15 protein-coding genes and 1 pseudogene are annotated in these 16,864 nt (G+C 62.0%); 3 read left to right on the top strand and 13 right to left on the bottom strand.

Features of this window, described 5'->3' with window-relative positions:
* The first annotated feature begins 474 nt into the window (after window positions 1-474).
* Entirely contained in the window at window positions 475-1,470 is a 996-nt protein-coding gene (locus QYH69_RS33260; RefSeq protein WP_308835917.1) for a DapH/DapD/GlmU-related protein, read from the top strand.
* Window positions 1,471-1,790: 320 nt separating this feature from the next.
* Here QYH69_RS33260 and QYH69_RS33255 read toward each other — a convergent pair.
* The 12 genes and pseudogenes from QYH69_RS33255 to QYH69_RS33195 form a co-directional block, all read right to left on the bottom strand.
* Window positions 1,791-2,296, bottom strand: a pseudogene (locus QYH69_RS33255) (GNAT family N-acetyltransferase).
* A gap of 78 nt (window positions 2,297-2,374) precedes the next feature.
* On the bottom strand, window positions 2,375-2,776 hold the full coding sequence (locus QYH69_RS33250; RefSeq protein WP_308835916.1) for a hypothetical protein: 402 nt from the start codon (window positions 2,774-2,776) through the stop codon (window positions 2,375-2,377).
* Window positions 2,777-2,960: 184 nt separating this feature from the next.
* Window positions 2,961-4,553, bottom strand: a complete 1,593-nt coding sequence (locus QYH69_RS33245; protein ID WP_308835915.1) for an amidase — start codon at window positions 4,551-4,553, stop codon at window positions 2,961-2,963.
* 49 nt (window positions 4,554-4,602) lie between these two features.
* On the bottom strand, window positions 4,603-5,253 hold the full coding sequence (locus QYH69_RS33240) for an ANTAR domain-containing protein (RefSeq protein WP_308835914.1): 651 nt from the start codon (window positions 5,251-5,253) through the stop codon (window positions 4,603-4,605).
* 1 nt (window position 5,254) lies between these two features.
* Window positions 5,255-6,409, bottom strand: a complete 1,155-nt coding sequence (locus QYH69_RS33235; protein WP_308835913.1) for a transporter substrate-binding domain-containing protein — start codon at window positions 6,407-6,409, stop codon at window positions 5,255-5,257.
* A gap of 65 nt (window positions 6,410-6,474) precedes the next feature.
* Entirely contained in the window at window positions 6,475-7,461 is a 987-nt protein-coding gene (locus QYH69_RS33230) for an acetamidase/formamidase family protein (RefSeq protein WP_308835912.1), read from the bottom strand.
* Between the two features lie 13 nt (window positions 7,462-7,474).
* On the bottom strand, window positions 7,475-8,182 hold the full coding sequence (locus QYH69_RS33225; protein WP_308835911.1) for an ABC transporter ATP-binding protein: 708 nt from the start codon (window positions 8,180-8,182) through the stop codon (window positions 7,475-7,477).
* Window positions 8,179-8,889: an ABC transporter ATP-binding protein gene (locus QYH69_RS33220; protein WP_308835910.1), complete on the bottom strand. Its 711-nt coding sequence runs from the start codon at window positions 8,887-8,889 to the stop codon at window positions 8,179-8,181. Before QYH69_RS33220 ends, QYH69_RS33225 begins: the two co-directional genes overlap by 4 nt.
* Window positions 8,886-9,914 carry a branched-chain amino acid ABC transporter permease gene (locus QYH69_RS33215; RefSeq protein WP_308835919.1) on the bottom strand — a complete coding sequence of 343 codons (1,029 nt, stop codon included), beginning with the start codon at window positions 9,912-9,914 and terminating at the stop codon, window positions 8,886-8,888. Before QYH69_RS33215 ends, QYH69_RS33220 begins: the two co-directional genes overlap by 4 nt.
* Before the next feature lie 51 nt (window positions 9,915-9,965).
* Entirely contained in the window at window positions 9,966-10,835 is an 870-nt protein-coding gene (locus QYH69_RS33210) for a branched-chain amino acid ABC transporter permease (protein ID WP_308835909.1), read from the bottom strand.
* A 60-nt stretch (window positions 10,836-10,895) separates the two neighbouring features.
* Window positions 10,896-12,131 carry an urea ABC transporter substrate-binding protein gene (locus QYH69_RS33205; RefSeq protein ID WP_308835908.1) on the bottom strand — a complete coding sequence of 412 codons (1,236 nt, stop codon included), beginning with the start codon at window positions 12,129-12,131 and terminating at the stop codon, window positions 10,896-10,898.
* A gap of 519 nt (window positions 12,132-12,650) precedes the next feature.
* A complete protein-coding gene (locus QYH69_RS33195) occupies window positions 12,651-13,601 on the bottom strand; it encodes a LysR family transcriptional regulator (RefSeq protein ID WP_308835907.1) in 951 nt (316 codons plus the stop codon).
* Between the two features lie 186 nt (window positions 13,602-13,787).
* On the opposite strand from QYH69_RS33195, the gene QYH69_RS33190 reads away from it, so the two are divergent.
* Window positions 13,788-14,507, top strand: a complete 720-nt coding sequence (locus tag QYH69_RS33190; RefSeq protein WP_308835906.1) for a type 1 glutamine amidotransferase domain-containing protein — start codon at window positions 13,788-13,790, stop codon at window positions 14,505-14,507.
* A 304-nt stretch (window positions 14,508-14,811) separates the two neighbouring features.
* Window positions 14,812-15,582 (top strand): HD domain-containing protein, encoded by a 771-nt coding sequence (locus QYH69_RS33185; protein WP_308835905.1) that lies wholly within the window; start codon window positions 14,812-14,814, stop codon window positions 15,580-15,582.
* A gap of 73 nt (window positions 15,583-15,655) precedes the next feature.
* Here the strand turns inward: QYH69_RS33185 and QYH69_RS33180 are convergent, their stop codons facing one another.
* Window positions 15,656-16,828 (bottom strand): SulP family inorganic anion transporter, encoded by a 1,173-nt coding sequence (locus QYH69_RS33180; RefSeq protein ID WP_308835904.1) that lies wholly within the window; start codon window positions 16,826-16,828, stop codon window positions 15,656-15,658.
* Window positions 16,829-16,864 lie beyond the last annotated feature (36 nt).

Raw genomic sequence — 16,864 nt, 5'->3', positions numbered from 1 at the left:
GGACATCTGAACTTGGCTGGACAGCGGACATCTGAATCTGGCCTCGACACGTATGTTAGTCCCAGATTCAAATGTCGCCTTTGGCTAGGTTCAGATGTCCGCAGTCCCGCGGCCAGAGCGTGCGACATCGCTGGATCGGCAGTCCTGCCGCCAAGGAGAACCAGATGGCACCCACGATCATTGCCATTGACCTGGCCACGCGCGTTTTCCAGATTCACTAGCCGGACGGCGCATCGGCCTGAGTCATGCATGTGCTGCAGGTCGCTCATGTGATCCTGGCGCAGCGCAATAACCGGCAAATCTAATTGTCGTTACCAGAAAAAGTAATCGTCGTCCGACAGTGCCAGATTCGGAATAAACGTGTCCCTGGCGTGTTGTCAGACTGCCAATCTCTACTGCAATTAAACACGTCTACCTGCCCCCTTTTCAGGCTGCGTAGGTCTGACTCCGCGCAAACCAACTCTATAACCTTGTATGACTGACTCAAATAGCGCTTATGGTGCCGGTCTCGCGACGGTTGCCGGCGATGGAACCATTCTCGACACATGGTTTCCAGTTGTTCGCCTGAACACGGCGTCACCGGCCGTCGGATCGCACGTGCTGTCGAATCAGGAGACATTCGAAAAATTGGGTAAGCGCGGGCTGAATGCGCTAGCGAAAGATCCAGTCAGAGACGTTCAAACGATTGCGATAGAAACACTGATCGAAGATCTCAGCCAACCGCCAGTTGACATCCATGATCTTTATCTACGGTTCCATCTATTGAGCTATAGGCTGATTCGGCCGCGAGAAGCCAATCTTGAGGGCTTTCTGACTTTACTGAGCGACGTTGCCTGGACTTCGCTCGGTCCGTGCAAACCCGAAAAAGTCGAAGAACTGCTCTGGAACGGCAGAGGCCGCGGCACATTAGTCGATGTTCGAGGCGTTTTTAAGTTGCCACGGATGATTGATTATGTGGCGCCTTCGGACATCTGGATAGCTGACGTTAACCGGGTCCTACTCGGCGCACATCTGGCGCCCGGAACCGCTGTAATGCCAGAGGGCTTCTGCAGTCTAAACGCTGGAACAATGGGCCCCTGTATGGTCGAGGGGCGCATCAGCCTTGGGGTGATCGTCGGAGCGGGCACTGATATCGGAGGTGGCGCTTCCATCATGGGCACCACATCAGGCGGAGGAAAGCATGTCGTATCGATTGGCGAGCGATGCCTTCTCGGCGCCAACTCGGGCGTCGGGATCTCCTTGGGCGACGACTGTGTCGTCGAAGCAGGTCTATACATCACGGCGGGCTCCTTAGTGACATTGCCGAGCGGGGACAAGGTGAAGGCGCTGACACTTTCCGGTAAGTCGGGCGTGCTGTTTCGGCGCAACTCGGCGTCAGGGATCATAGAAGCTCTTCCCGCTAAAAAGAGCTGGGGAGGCTTGAATCCGCAGATCCATCAACCCGGGAGTATTTCGCAGCGCAAAGCTTGACAAGCTGAGCTAATCTCGATCAATGCAACGAACCCCGAAGTCCGCGAAACGATTGCGTGCATTGAACTGCACTTCGCCCGGCTGCTCACAAAACGTGGTGGCCTTTGGGTCGACCTCAAGCAACATCCACTGTTCAAGCAAGGCGATCCTGCGCCGATGCGAAACGTTCCGCGTGTACGACCACTAGAAATGCGACATCGTGGCGCCGTGGCGAGCGGTGCATGCCAGCTAGCGAATGAATTCCGCTCGGGAGCGGAGACGCTGCCTTCACAGTCAAGTGGCGGTTAGTGGCCGAACTCGGTCTGGTGCCCTGCATCGCGCTAGACCAGTTGTTTGAACATATGCTCCTCGTCATAAAAGCGATCGCCAACCTTCATCGCGCGTGGCTCCACGCCGAACGTCTGAAAGCCGAACGACGCGTAAAGCTTCTTTGCTGGCAGGTTTTCCGTATTGACGCAAAGCATCAACTGGATGGTGCCCCACTCTTCGCTCACGTGAGTTGTGGCTGCCGCTAAAAGCATTTGTGCAATTCCTCGCCCGCGGTATGAAGGGTTAACAAAGACACCCCAAATCGTGGCCTTGTGATTCACCTGACACAGCGGCTCGCGACGAACGCCCGTGATGCCGACCAGCAATTCACCCGCAAACGCGCCGAAGACGGCCTGTGTCGGCGTCGAACGAATCCGGCCCGCGATCTCCTCAATCGAGCGTGCCATTTCCTCCTGACGCGTAGGCCGTATGGCGATGGGGCGTTGTCGACCGCGAGAAGACGCAATGCTTTGAATTGCTCCGCGTCGTGGGAATTTAGTGGGCGGACAGTGACCATGCGATATACGGGGACGACCAAAGAGTGCTTACGGTACTCGATATCAGCAGCGCCCCACAAGCTTTGCCGCCGAGGTGTTTAGCCGCCGGTTATCTTGCTGATGGCCGGCCGAGTGCGATCGACATCGTCGGAGCGCGGCGCTTCAGTGAAGCAGGGATTCTCGCGATGGCATACGACTTTGAGCACCATGCCCGCTCGCGCAATCCCCCAACGATCGCTTTCTTGGCTTCGTTCATCCCATGAACATCGTCTTCGACCGATGGCGTCCTGCACGGCATCAAAGTCGGGCTTGTCATCAACGAGAACAACAGAATTGTCGGTCCCGAGTTGCTGCGTGCGTTGCTGGGACCAGGCGGCCCCGTCGACGGCGAGCAGCGTCGACGTGCAGAAAGAGCGCGCGACGATCTGCTCCGCGAGATAGATGTCGGTTAAACCGCTGCGATACGCCTGCGAACAGACCGAAACCCGGTCCCGCGCCAACGCGGCGCGGCCGGAGCTGCATGGTTCGGCGTATCAGCGGATCGCGAGCCGGAGTAAGCGCATCGTGCGGCATGCGTAGGCCCGCGTCACCGGGTTCGGCGCCCGGTGATGCTGGTCGGCGGCAGCGCGCCTCAAAACCTGCCGCATAAGCAGGCGCAGCAGTGAGGCGCCCGCACGGGTCACATCAGGACGCCGCCGCTTCACGCGTATCGGCAAGCGCCGGCGCGCGCCGATGCGTGCCGCTCTGCTCATACGCGTACGCAAAGCCGAGCAGCGCGGCCTCGTCCCATTGGCGCCCGACGAAGATCAGCCCGAACGGTGCGCCGGACGCGTAGTACCCCGCCGGCACCGCGATGCCCGGCAAGCCAGCGATATTGATCTCGCCGACGGTGGTTTCCTGAATCGTGTCGGTGCCGTGCAGCGGCGGCAGCTCACCGCGCATCTGCGGAAACACCAGTGCATCGAGCCGGTTCTCGACGAACACCCGCTCGAAGATGCGCAGATAGCTCGCCTTCAGTTCGATGAACTGCGAGATATCCGGCGGCAACGACGGATTGGTCAGCGCGGCATTGAACTGCGGCAGATTCGGCATACAGCGCAGCACGCCATTTGGTCCGAACGGATTCTCGTCCTCGGTCGCTTTCGCGAACTCGGCAAACGTTTTCAACGGCGAGGCCGGCCCGAGCCGCGCCAGATAGCATTCGAGATCGTACGGAATCGACTCGAGGCCGCGCGCGTCGAAGTTCACCAGCGGCGGAGTCGGTTTGCGCAGCGCCGCGAAACCGGAGCCTGCGAACGGATCGTCGATCAGCGTGGCGCCGAGTGCCGTCAGTTCGTCTTTCACGTGCTCGTACAGTGCGCTCGCCTCGTCGGACAGTGGCTGCGCACGCCAGCCCGGGCCATACAGGCCGATGTGCTTGCCTTGCAACGCGTCACGCCTGAGCCCTGCCGCGTAGCCGGCCTCGGGCTGCCGGCCGACGCCGGCGAGGGTCTTGGGATCTTCGCTGCTGTAGCCGGCCAGAACGTCGAGGCACAGCGCGGCATCCGTCACGTTGCGCGCGATCGGGCCCACCACGTCGCGGTTGCCCGACAACGGCACGACGCCCGCGTTCGGCACGAGCCCGATGGTCGGCTTGATGCCGACGAGGTCCTGCGCTGAAGCCGGATTCTGGATCGAGCCGCCGGTCTCCTCTGCGAGGCCGAGCACCGCCATGCCCGCCGCCACCGCCGAGGCCGTGCCGGCGCTGCTGCCGCCCGGCATCCGCTCCGGCATCGCGACGTTGATGGTCGGTCCGGCCCAGCTGTCGTTCGCGTGCGTACCCGTATGGCTCAGCACCGGTACATTGGTCTTGCCCAGCATGATCGCGCCTGCCGCACGCATACGCGCGACCACCGGCGCATCGCGCTGCGGCATCAAATCCACCCCGCCGGTCTTGCTATAAAGCTTCGACCAGCCCGCGGTGGTAGGAAAGCCGACCATGTCCATCGGATCCTTGATCACCACCGGCACGCCGGCCAGCGGCCCCAGCGCTTCGCCGCGCGCACGACGTTCGTCGATTTTGCGGGCGTCGTCGAGTGCCGCCGGATTCAGGAAGATCAGCGCGTTGTAGGTCGGGTTGTAGCGCTCGATCCGCTGAAAGCACGCACGTGCCAGCTGTTCCGCCGTGAACCGGCCGGCCCGGAAACCCTGTTGAACCGCTTCGACCGTCAGCTCATCGAAATCGATCCCCAGCCCGGCGGAATCGTCGCCGAGGTTGCTCGCACCCGCTCGTTCCATTCGACACTCCTGTTGATTTAATCTGCGTTGCGCCGCGGCGCGCCGGCCTTCAATCTTCGGCACAACCGTCCGCTGCCGGCGTGCCGCGCTTGATCTGCAGCACCTCGCCGGCCTGAATCACCGAATGGCAGATATCGTCGATGGTCACGCGCTTTTCCATTGCCTGCGCGCGCAGCATCTCGTACGCCTCGCGTTCGCTGACGTGATGCATCGACATCAGAATTCCCTTGGCTTCCTGCAGATGACGGCTATCGAGCAGCTTCTGCTCGAGCCTCGCAATCCGTTGCGTGTGCTGACGCGCGCGCTTCGCGTGATGCAGCGCCATCACCACCGTAGACAACAGTCCCGACGCGCGGATCGGCGTGGTGACGATGCCGTCCGAGCCCATCCTGATTGCCTGATCGATGAAGGTAGGATTCTCGAAGGCCACCACGCAGATCACGGGCGGCGCGTCCGGGCCGAACCACTCGCCGCGCGGTGCGCGCTCCTCCGGCAACAACGCGCGAAACACCAGATCGATACGGTCCGGCAAGGTGTCGGACGGCGGCCAGCAGCGCTCCACCTGGAAGCCCATCCGCCGCAGATGATTAGTCAGCGTCAGACCGTCGTCGTCGTCCGGATGGAACACGACCACGCGCGGGTTGCGCTCCATGATCGAACTCGTCAGGCTGCGTTGGCCTCTGTCCGCGCGCGCCCTCACGTCAGTAGTCCCGTGTGCTCAGCTTGGTGACCCAGTCGCCCAGCGTCTGACGGGTCATGTATGGATCGGGGCCGACCGCGAACTTCGCCGCGCGCAGGATGCTGAACTGGCCATCCGCATTGGCCCGGCCGATGCGTGGATAAAGCGCCATATGATGATTGACGGGATCGATGCGCACCCTGCCCTGCGGCGCCGCGAATTCGGAGCCGAGCAGTTGCGGCATGATCGCGGCGATTTCGTCCGAACCCGCGCGGGCGCACGCCTGCGCGAACATATGCATCTGGTAGTACGCGGCCTCCCAGTTCATGTCGGTGGGCGTATTGGCGCCGAAGCGCGTCTGGTGATGCCGCACCGCGCGATGGTTCTCGGCTGTATCGATGCTCTGGAAATACGGCGCCGCCGTATAGTGCCCAGCGGCGATACCGCGCGCCATTGCATGAATCTCGGTCTCGGAGGTATTGAGGCTGCCGATCGGCATCTTCGCCGGGTCGAGATCCGCATGGGCGTACGCATCGTACAGAAACGGCACCGTGGCGCCGATCACCGTACAGAAGATCCAGTCCGGCGCCTTGCGCTTGATGTCGGCCACCACCTGCGTGAACTGCTCGCGCGTGGCATCGAGCGGCAGATAGCGTTCGCCGAGGATGGCGCCTTCCGGGTGCTGCAGCAGCAGCTCCTGCATGGTGCGATTGCACTCGTACGGATACACGTAGCGCGAGCCGACGAAGTAGACGCGCGCGCCGAAGGTTTCCGTCATGAAGTCCGCCAGCTGCACGCCGTTCTGGTTCGGCGATGCACCGCTGTAAATGATGTTGTCCGAATACTCGAAGCCTTCGTATTGCTGCGAGTAGATCAGCAGCCGGTTGTGCTTCTCGACCACCGGCAGCATCGCCTTGCGGCTGGTGGACGTATAGCCGCCGAAGATCACGTTGACGCCGTCCCTGACGATCAGCCGCTCGGCCAGTTCGCGAAACATCAGCGGATCCGAGCGCGGATCGTAGTGAAGCGCCACCAGCTCGCGCCCGCCGATGCCGCCTTGCGCATTGACCTCCTCGATGGCGAGGCTGGCGCCGCGCCACTGCGACTGTTCGAGCCATGCGGTCGAGCCGCTGGTCGAACACAAAAGGCCTACGCGTACAGGATCGGACAAAGCCATGTGATGAATTGCTCTCGAATGCGCGCGCAGCACAGCTGCGCGCGTGGACCGTGCTGCCGGTTCGGTTACTTCAGATAATGCTTGGCGACCATCGCGCCCACGGTATATTTTGGATCGACAAAATTGCCCAGCCGCACCTTGCCCACCTGGCTGAGCATCATGTACGCGTCCCACTTGTCGAAGCCGTAGTCCGCGGCCATCCACAGCACGAGCTCGCGGTACGCGATGCGCGTTGCGTCTTCCAGCGGACGCGCACTGCCGATGCTCATCAGCGCGTCCTCGTTTTCGAGCCGCGGCCAGTCGATCTTCCACTGCTTGATCAGATCGACACGCACGGTGGTCGTGCTCTGATACTCGACGGCGGTTCCGCACACTTCGCCGTCGCCCTGGCACGCATGAGCGTCGCCGATGAACAGCCGGCCGCCCGGCGAACGCACCGGCAGATACGTAATGCTGCCCGGCCCCATGTCGGGCACGTCCATGTTGCCGCCGTGCGAGTCCGGCGTCAGTGAGTTGATCGAATCGATTTCGGGCGACAGGCTCAAAGTGCCGATATGCGGCTTGTACGGCAGCGTATTGCGTTTGCTCCAGTACACGTTCTCTTCGTCGATCTTGATCTTGCGGACCATTTCCGGCAACGGCTCGTTGAGCAGCGCCGTGTAGTCGGTGCCGGTCAGGGCGCCGAAGTTCGGGATCATGCAGCAGAAACCGTGCGGATCGTTGCCGCGCGGCGTCATTTTTTCGATGTACACGGCGACCACGTCGCCCTTCTCGGCGCCTTCGATCATGATCGGCCCGTTCTGCGGATTCAGAAACGGCACCTGCAGCACTTGCGAAGGCTTGTCGGTCTCCTCCCTGATCTTGCCTTCGAACGCATCGCGCGTCTCGACCACCACGCGATCGCCCGGCTTTACATGCAGCACCGGCTGCGAGTAGGGGCCGATGGTGTAGTGGAAAGTTTTCTGCAACTGCTCGGTCAGATGATGTTCGACCGGCTCGCGATCGGCGCCGACACCGCGCCTCATCATGATCGATTGGTCAAGCCATTTCATGTTTCGCTCTCCATCACAGTGCCAGATATTGGCGAATCAGTTCTTCATCCCCTAACTGCTCGCGGTTCAAGGTATCGACAATACGGCCCTTGTCCATCACGCAGCAGCGCGTGGCGATGCGCTCGACCATGCCCATATCCTGCTCCACCAGCACCACGCCGATGCCCGTTTCAGTGGCGATCTGCAGCAGCGTCTCGCCGATCAGATCGACAATCGACGGCTGAATGCCTTCCGAAGGCTCGTCGAGCAGCAGCACCTTGGGCGCGCTGATCAGCGCGCGGGCAATCGCGAGCTGCTGCTGTTCGCCGCCGCTCATCGTGCCGGCCTTCTGCGCATAGCGCTGCTTCAGGATTGGAAAGTAGCCCACCACCTTGTCGCGCATCTGCGCAGCCTGTGCGCGATTGGCCTGCGCGCCGACCTGCAGGTTCTCGGCCACCGTCAGCGCGCCGAAAATTTCGCGACCCTGCGGCACATAGCCGATACCTTTTTGCGCGCGCACATAGGGCTTTTCCGCACCGATTGCTTCGCCCGCCAGCTCGATACGGCCGGCGTCCAGCTTGACGAGGCCGATCAGCGCGCGCATCAGCGTGGTCTTGCCCACTCCATTGCGGCCGATCAGCGCCAGCACCTCGCCCTTTTCAATGTTGAACGACACGCCGTTGAGCACGCGCCCGCCGCCATAGCCGGCCTCGAGATTCGATACTTCGAGCAGCGCGCTCATTTCTTTTTCCCCAGATACACTTCGGCCACGTCGTCGCGCGCGAGGATGTCGTCGAGCGGCCCGTCGGCCAGCAACTGGCCGCCGTGCAGCACGGTCACACGCGTGGCGATCTGCTTGACGAAGGTCATGTCGTGCTCGACCACCATCATGGTCAGGCCGGCCGCCGACAAACGCTTGATGAGCTCGCCCGTGGCGTGCGTTTCCTCGACGGACATGCCGGCCACCGGCTCGTCGAGAAACAGCAGTTTGGGCCGCAACGACACCGCCATGGCGATTTCGAGCCATTGCTTCTTGCCGTGCGACAGGTTGCGCGCAAGCACCTGCTCTTCGTCGTGCAGCATGAAGCGCTGCAGCAGGTCGTCGAGGCTTTCGGGCCGGTCGTCTTTGGCACGATGCAACGACAGTTGCAGATGCTGGCGCACGCTCAGATCCGGAAACACGCCGGGAATCTGGAACTTGATGCTCATGCCCATGCGGATGCGCTGATGCGGCAACACATGGCTCATGTCCTGGCCGAGAAACAGCACGCTGCCTTCGGAAGGCCGGTGCTCGCCGGTGATCAGCTTGAAGAAGGTGCTCTTGCCGGCGCCGTTCGGGCCGATCACGCAGCGGATCTCGCCGGCGTCGATCTTGAAGTCGATGCCGTTGATTACATGCGCGCCGCCGAAGTGTTTCTTCAATCCGCGGGTTTCGAGCAGCGTGGTCATGACTGGCCCTCCTCGCGCTTCAGGCAGGTGCCCGGGCTGCGCCGCGCGCGGGCCGGTCCGCTGGCGACACGCCGCAGTTGCCGCGTGACGAACGGCAGCAGGCCCTCCGGCGCGGCCAGCACGACCACCAGCAGAATCGCGCCGAGCAGGATCAACGCGTACTGGCTGCCGTACACCGCGAGGTTCTGCGACAGCCAGACCAGCAGCGCGGTACCGACGATGGTGCCGCCGATGCTCTTCTTGCCCGAGGTCGCCACCCAGATCACCGGCATCGCGGCCGCGGTGAGGCCCATCGCCGACGGCGTGATGTACGAACCCCAGATCGTGTACAGCGCGCCCGACAGGCCGCCCAGCGTGCAGCCCAGCACGAACACCAGCCACTGGTGGAGGCGCACGTCGACGCCGAGCATTTCCGCGCGCTGCGGATTCTCGCGAATCGCAATGAGCGTGAGGCCAAAGGCACCGTCGAGCAGCCGGCGCATCGCCACATAGACCAGCAGCAGCAGGATCAGCACGAGGTAATAGAAGCTGGCGTTTTCGAGCGTCAGCGGTCCGCCCGGCCACGGAATCGCCAGTTGCGGCATGCCGCCCATGCCGTTATAGCCGTTCAGCCGCGCTTCGCCGATCACCCATTGCGGGCCCGCGGTCTGCGCCATGAACGTTTCGAGCACCAGAGTTACCGATAACGTCACGATGCCGATAAACACGCCCTTGATACGGCCGAAGAAAATCATGTAGCCGATCAGCGCCGCGACCACTGCGCTCACCAGCAGCCCCGCGCCGAGGCCGAGCCACGATTCGAACCAGGTATCGCCGTAGTTGAGCGTGAAGATGCCGTAGCTGTAGCCCGACAGGCCAAAAAACGCGGTCTGCCCGAACGACAGGATCCCACCGTAGCCCCACATCGCCGCGAGGCCGACCGCACCGAATGCCCACAGCAGGCAGTAGGCCAGATTGCCGCTGGTCGTCGCATCGACGACGAGCGGCACGCAGAACGCCACAAGCCACGGCAGGTAACGCAGCATGCGGCTCGCGCGGCCGCCTGAAGGCAGGTTGCCTGATTTCACGTCAATCTCCTAGCGCGTGCGCGTGAAGAGGTTGCCAAGCCCTTGCGGCATCAGCCTGATCACGACGATCACCGTTACCAGCAGGCCGATCTGCCCAAACAGCTGACCGTACGAGGCCGTCAACGCGGTCTGGATGATCGCGAGCACGCCGGCAGCCGGCGTGGTGCCGGCGAGCACGTTGGCGCCGCCCACTACCACCGAAACGAAGGCCTGCACGATGAAGTTGCTGCCCATCGTCGGCACCGCCGTCATGGTCGGTGCATAGAGGGCGCCGGTGAGTCCGGCGAGCCCCGCGCCAAGCGCGAAGGTCAGCGTGTACAGCCGGTCGGTGCGCAAGCCCAGACATTGCGCGATCTTCGCGTTCTGGATCGTCGCACGTGCGCACACGCCATAGTTGGTCTTGAAGAACAGCAGGTAAAGCGCGAACAGGATCGCCAGCGCAATGACCGGCAACACCGCGCGGTAGGTCGAGAACGAATAGTCGCCGAGCGAGAAGGAATTGAACGGCGTGCCGATGCCTTCGAGCGACGGGCCGGCGACCAGCAGCATGGTCTGCTGCACGATCAGGCTGATTGCCCAGGTCGCCACCACCGAATCGAACAGCCGGTCGTACAGGTGACGAATCACCAGCCGCTCGATCGCCACGCCTGCCAGCGCCGCGGCGAGCGCGCCGAGCAGCATCGCGAGCGGCAGCGGCACGCCGCGCTTGGCGGCGATGATAGTGACGTACGCGCCGCACATGATGAACTCGCCATGCGCGAGATTGATGACGCCCATCATCCCGAAGATCACCGCGAGGCCAAGCGCCGCGAGCACCAGATAGGCGAAGCTGTCGCCGAACTGATAAATGATCGAGTAAACAACCGACAGCGTGGCCATGCTTGCTCCACTTTCAAAAAACCGGCGCGCCGCCTGCTGTACGCGACGCGCCGGTCTGGATCAGGACTTCCTGGGCAGATTCGACGGCGTGTACTGACGATGGTCGGGCTTGTTCGGCAGATCGCAGCCCACCTTGCCGAGCCAGTACGGCTGCACGTCGTCCCACACCTTCGGAATCTCGACCGAGTGATCTTCCTTCACGTGCACGAGGAAAATCGTGTGGCTGGCGTGATGGCTCTTCGGATCGATACACACCTTGCCCTGTTCGCCTTCGGTGCAGATGCCGCCGCTTTCCAGTGCCTTGCGCACCGCGTCCTGATTGGTCGATTTCGCTTTTTCAACAGCGGCCTTGTACAGATAGATCGCGTCGTACGCGTTCGCTGCTTCCTGATTGATGTACGGCTCGTTCGGGAACTTCGCGTGGAAACGCTTCTTGAAGTCGTTGCTGGCCGGCGTATCGACTTCTTCGACGTAGTTCGCCGTCACGTACATGTCCTTCAGTGCTGGCGGTTTGAAGCGCTTGTGCTCATAAGCCTGGCCGACGTTCACCGAGCTCGCCATCGGCAGATTCAGGTGCGCCGAAGCTTGCTGTTCGTAATACGACGCCTGGTTCGCGCCCACCAGCAGCGTCACCACGAAATCGGGCCTGGCCTTCTGGATGTTCTGGATCGTCTGGCCGAACTGCGATACGGACAGCGGAATAAATTCCTCGCCGACCATCGTGCCGCCGTTCTCCTTGACGATATTGCGCACCCATTCCGCCGAGATCTGCCCGAAGTTGTAGTCCGCGGCGATCGTGTACACCTTCTTGCCGTACTTCTGCATCATCCACGGAATCAGCGTCGAGAACTGCTGCTCCGGCACCGCGCCCGTCACGAACGTGTTGCTGTCGCACACGCCGCCTTCGTACTGGTTGTCGTACCAGTAGAGCTGATGCGCGCGGTCCATGATCGGGCGAATCGCTTCGCGCGACGCGCTGGAGAATGCGCCGAAAATCACGTCGGGCTTGTCGGTCTGCACGAGACGCCGGGCCAGTTCCTGGAACTTGGTGTTGTCCGACTGCGTGTCGTACGCGATCAGCTTGATCGGGCGCCCGAGAATGCCGCCCTTGGCGTTGATTTCGTCAACGGCCAGTTCCGTTGCGTGGATCTTCGGAATGGTTGCCAGTGCGAAGTTACCGGAAGCATCCTCCAGCAAGCCGATTTTGACGGGGTCAGCGGCGCTTGCCGCCAGCGTAGTGATGGCGAGTCCTGCGGTAACGGCCATACGTATCCAGGCCGACGGCTTCAGCAACATGCGGTATCTCCAGAAGTTGGCGCAAGGTCCAGGGGGAAAATACGGACAAAAAAAAGCCCCCTGACGAACCGCTGGTTCGTCAGGGGGCTTCTATGCCGGTTCCGGGGCGGACAACGTTGTCAGGCCTCGGGCGATGAGGCAGTCTAAAGCGCCGTATTTTTGCTTGTCAACGGTGATCAAAAATACGCAGCGCGGCATGCAACGACGTTACGGGCGATTGCTTCAACCGATCTATCCAGCTCTGCCTTCCAGCGTCCCGCGATGAAAACGTAGGACCCTTCCTCGACGAACCGCTTCGCTGTCGACAAGCCAATCGCGCTGCTACCGCGAACTGACACGGTCGTATGGCTACCCGCTATCGTCAGTGGGAAACCGCGGCCGGCGATTCAAGGGGGCTGCTATACGCGCGTCGGGCTTGTCCATACATGCAACGTGATTTGATGCTTGACGGTCGCGAGGAGATTGCCATTCGGCGTGCTCAACCGGCGTGCGCGATTTCCTGTGCGCGTCGAATCGACGTCAGCCGGGTGCTTCGTTGCCGCGCTGCGATGCGCTGGTGCCGAAGTCAGATCGCGTCTCTTCGTGATCCTGGAGTAGTTGGCACAATGCGTCGAAGATTATGCGAACCCGTGCCGGCACCGGTGTGCGATGCGGGCGGTAGACGTACATGACGGTGGGTCTGGGCCGCACTGTTTCGAGAACCTCGACGAGCCTCTTTTCGTGCAGCAGCGGGTTCGCGAGATGCCCCGGCAATTGACCGAAGCCCATGCCGGCGAGCACGGCCTCGCATTCCGCTTCCGGGTCGTCGGTAATGAATACAGGATTCGACGGTATGAATGGTTCAGTGCCGTCGAGCAACCATGGCCATGGGCGGCCAGTATTGCGGTCGATCAGCATGGTCAGCGGAGCCTTTTCCAATGCAGCCCGATCTTTCGGTTCGCCACTTCGCGCCACGAGTTCCGGCGAGCCGACGATCACGAGCGATGCGCCCGATACTGGTCTTGCGACATGGCTGCTGTCGCGCATCGGCCCGATGCGCACACCGATGTCGATCTGCTCGTCGACGACATCGGCGAGGACTTCCGATAAGCGCAGGTCCACGACAAGGCCTGGGTAACTCGCCAGGAGCGGCGCGAGCCCTGGTGTGATGACACGCCGTCCCACCGCGGTCGGCGCAGCAATCCTCACGATACCGGCGAGCTCTCGAGGCGCGCGCGCGGCGCCGTGCGCGAAGATCTCGTCGATGCCGGCAATCGCGGCTGCGCTCTTCGACGCAAGCTGTTCGCCGACATCGGTCAGCCGAACTCCGCGCGTGCTGCGATGAAAGAGCGGCTCGCCGAACTCCGCCTCGAGTTCGCGGATAACGCGGGTAATCACTTGCGGTGACACACCCATGCGGATCGCAGCCGCCCTGAAATTCGCGCTTTCGGCGGTCACGCAAAAAATTCGCAACGCTTCGAATCGATTCATGCGTCCCCCGACATGGCGTTCCCGATACGGGAATTGTGAAATCGCGGTGCGTTCATTTACGCGATCGCCGGCACATCCGACACTAGCCGCCGCATATCCGATCCACTGCCTGATGGCCACTGACCCGCATTTCCTGACAGACCGCGGGCCGGCTCTACGGGCATTACTTCAAGGCGAGCAAAGCACATGCATTCCATCCTTATGATTTTGACTGGCGCCACGACGTGGACACAGAAAGACGGCACGCAGCGACCCACGGGGTTTTGGGCCGAAGAGTTCGTCGTGGCCCATGACGTTTTCACACGGAACGGCGCACGCATTGCCATCGCGACGCCGGCGGGCAGGCCGTCGATTGTCGATGCGCTGAGCCTCTCGCCGCAGGCGAATCACGGCGACACCGGGAAAGTCGCCGAATTATCCGCCTATGTCGAGCGCTGGGGCGCCTCGCTTCGTGCGCCATTGTCCATCGAGGACGTAAACGCGGCAAACTTCGACGCCGTGTTCGTGCCGGGCGGTCACGGTCCAATGCAGGACCTCGCGGTCGACGCAAGCGTCGGCAAGATTCTGCACGCGGCGCTCCGTAACGAGCGACAGGTGGTGGCCGCGGTATGTCACGGTCAGGCGAGCTTCCTGTCCGCAGGCGACGCGCAAGGCTGGTCGTTCAAAGGGCGGAAAATGACGGCATTCACGAACGATGAAGAAATGCAGGTGGGCCTTGCCGCCAACGCACCCTGGTTGCTCGAAGACCGCCTGCGCGCTGCCGGTGCCGTGTTCGAGGCGGGCGCACCGTGGAGCAGCCACGTAGTGATAGACGGCAACCTGGTGACCGGGCAGAACCCTGCGTCGGCAGGCGCGGCGGCGCAAGCGGTACTGGACCGGCTTGCTTCGCTCGCTGCCTCGGCCTGAGCGCGCAACGGTTCAATCGTTCAATCGGCCAGTTTGATTTGCGATTCTCCTTGCTGTGATCGCACCGATACCGCGACCGGACAACAGCGTGTGGTGTTCTGGTCTTCGCGAAGTTCTGCAAACAGATCCCGCTCGACCTCCCGAACCTGCAGGTCAAGGTAAACGAGACGCCGTGCCATGTCTGGTCCCGCCTCATGGCACGAATCGCATGTCTATTTGACATGGAGATGACGATAAAGCGTCCCAATTTCGCTGCTGTAGGCAGTAGCACTTCCTAACCGCTAAATCCAGCAGGAGTCGAAACATGCAGATTCGAACCGGAGTAATTGTCGGGCTTGCCGCTCTCCTATCTGTCTTTGCCGGCGCCGTTCAAGCATCCGCAAACGGCACCGCTCCCCCTCCCGCCCCCGACCCTATTCATCGCGTTGCGCAGATCGAGCCTGGCGGCATAAGCGTTCCCGATAGCCAACTCGCGCGCGACGCGACCCGGCTTGTCCGCGAGTCCGAGGGGAAGCTTCTTTTTGATCACTCGATGCGCGTTTATTACTGGGCCGCAATGGCAGGAAAACGCAAGGGCTTGGCAGTCGACCCGGAGCTTCTTTACGTCGCGTCGATGTTTCATGATTTTGGCCTGACACAACGATATCAGGAGAGTCATTTGCGCTATGAAGTCGACGGCGCGAACGCGGCACGCGATTTCCTGCGTAGTCACGGCGTTTCCGAAGCCGATAGTCAAACCGTCTGGCTTGCCATTGCCTTGCATACGACGAACGGCGTCTCTCCTCATCTGTTTCCGCTTGCCGCACTTGTCGCAGAAGGCGCCAACATGGACCTGGTAGGTGCCGGATATGATGACTTCACAAGCACGCAGAGGAACGCCGTTGAATCGGCTTACCCTCACCCGCGAGGGTTCGCGGACGAGTTTATGCAATCGCTGTACGACAGCCTCGCGCACCGTCCGGAAACCACTCAGGGAACCGGTCTGGCCGATGTGATGGCGTATAAGGATCCACGGTTCGTTCGCAGGGATTTCAGCGCCCTGATGCGCCGCTCGCCCTGGGAGGCAGGCAGATGATTATGGTCAGAGCGGCCCTGCAGAGGTGGTCTGGCGCATTCCAATCCGTCGGCTCGAGAGCCGACGTTCCGGATCAGCCGACATTGAGATTTCCGCTCAGGCGCGCATGGAATGCGGAGCTGCGTTCGTCAAGCCCCACAAATTGCACCTCGATGTCGTGCTGACGGTACTTCTGTTCGATCGAATCAAGAGCGGCGACCGTCGAAGCGTCCCAGATCTGGGACTTCGAAAAATCGATGATGACGTTACGAGGATCGTTCGCGTACTCGAAGCGATCCACCAGATCGTTGCTGCTTCCGAAGAAGAGCGGCCCATGCACTTCATAGCGCACGCTTCCATCGAGCGATATCGTGCGCGTGGCCTGGACCACATGCGCCACGCGCCGCGCGAACAGCACGGTCGCGAGAAGCACGCCGCCAACCACGCCGAGCGCCAGATTGCCGGTATAAACGGTGACCGCTACGGACACGAGCATGACTGACGTTTCCATCAATGGCATGCGCTTGAGCGTAGTGGGTCGCAGACCGTGCCAGTCGACGGTCTTTACCGCGACGACCATCATCACCGCCGCCAGCGCCACCATCGGAATGCGCGCCATCACGGAACTGAGGCACGTTATCAAGAGCAGTAGCGAAAACGCGGCTGCCAGCGTGGATACGCGCGTGCGTGCTCCGCCGATGCCAACGTTCACCACCGTCTGCCCGATCATCGCGCAACCGCCAATCCCACCGAACGCACCTGCGCACAGATTGGCCGCGCCGAGCGCCCACGATTCCCGCGTCTTGTTCGAGCGCGACTCAGTCATCTGGTCGACGAGCTTCGCGGTCAGCAGCGTCTCCAGCAACCCCACGAACGCGATGCTAATCGCCGTTTGCCAAACAATCCCTAGAGTCGCCAGATCGAAAGGCACGCTCCACGGCGTCAAGCGCGGCAATTCTGTCGGCACCGGCCGACCGCCGCCGACGGTCGGCACGGTCCAGTGCAATACGCTGGCGAGCCCTGTTGCGACGACGATCGCGATCAGCGGTGCCGGTACCGCGTGCGGTGCGTAACGTGCGTCGGCGAGGCGCATCGCGCCGTCGTCGGGCCGCTCGGCGCCGGCGAGGATCCGCAGCAGCGTCGACTTGCCCGCGCCGTTCTCGCCGACCAGCGCGTGAACCTCGTTCGGCGCGAGCACGATCGATACGTCACGAAGCGCAACGGTATTGCCGAAGCGCTTGTTAATGTGCTCAGCGACCAGCGTCATCTGCGAATACCGTCGGGCATGACAGGGAACCTCGCG

The sequence above is a fragment of the Paraburkholderia sp. SARCC-3016 genome, from assembly GCF_031119615.1.
GTDB lineage: Bacteria > Pseudomonadota > Gammaproteobacteria > Burkholderiales > Burkholderiaceae > Paraburkholderia.
The sequence above is the reverse complement of the archived record's forward strand: the minus strand, read 5'-3'. Positions and strand labels throughout refer to the sequence as shown.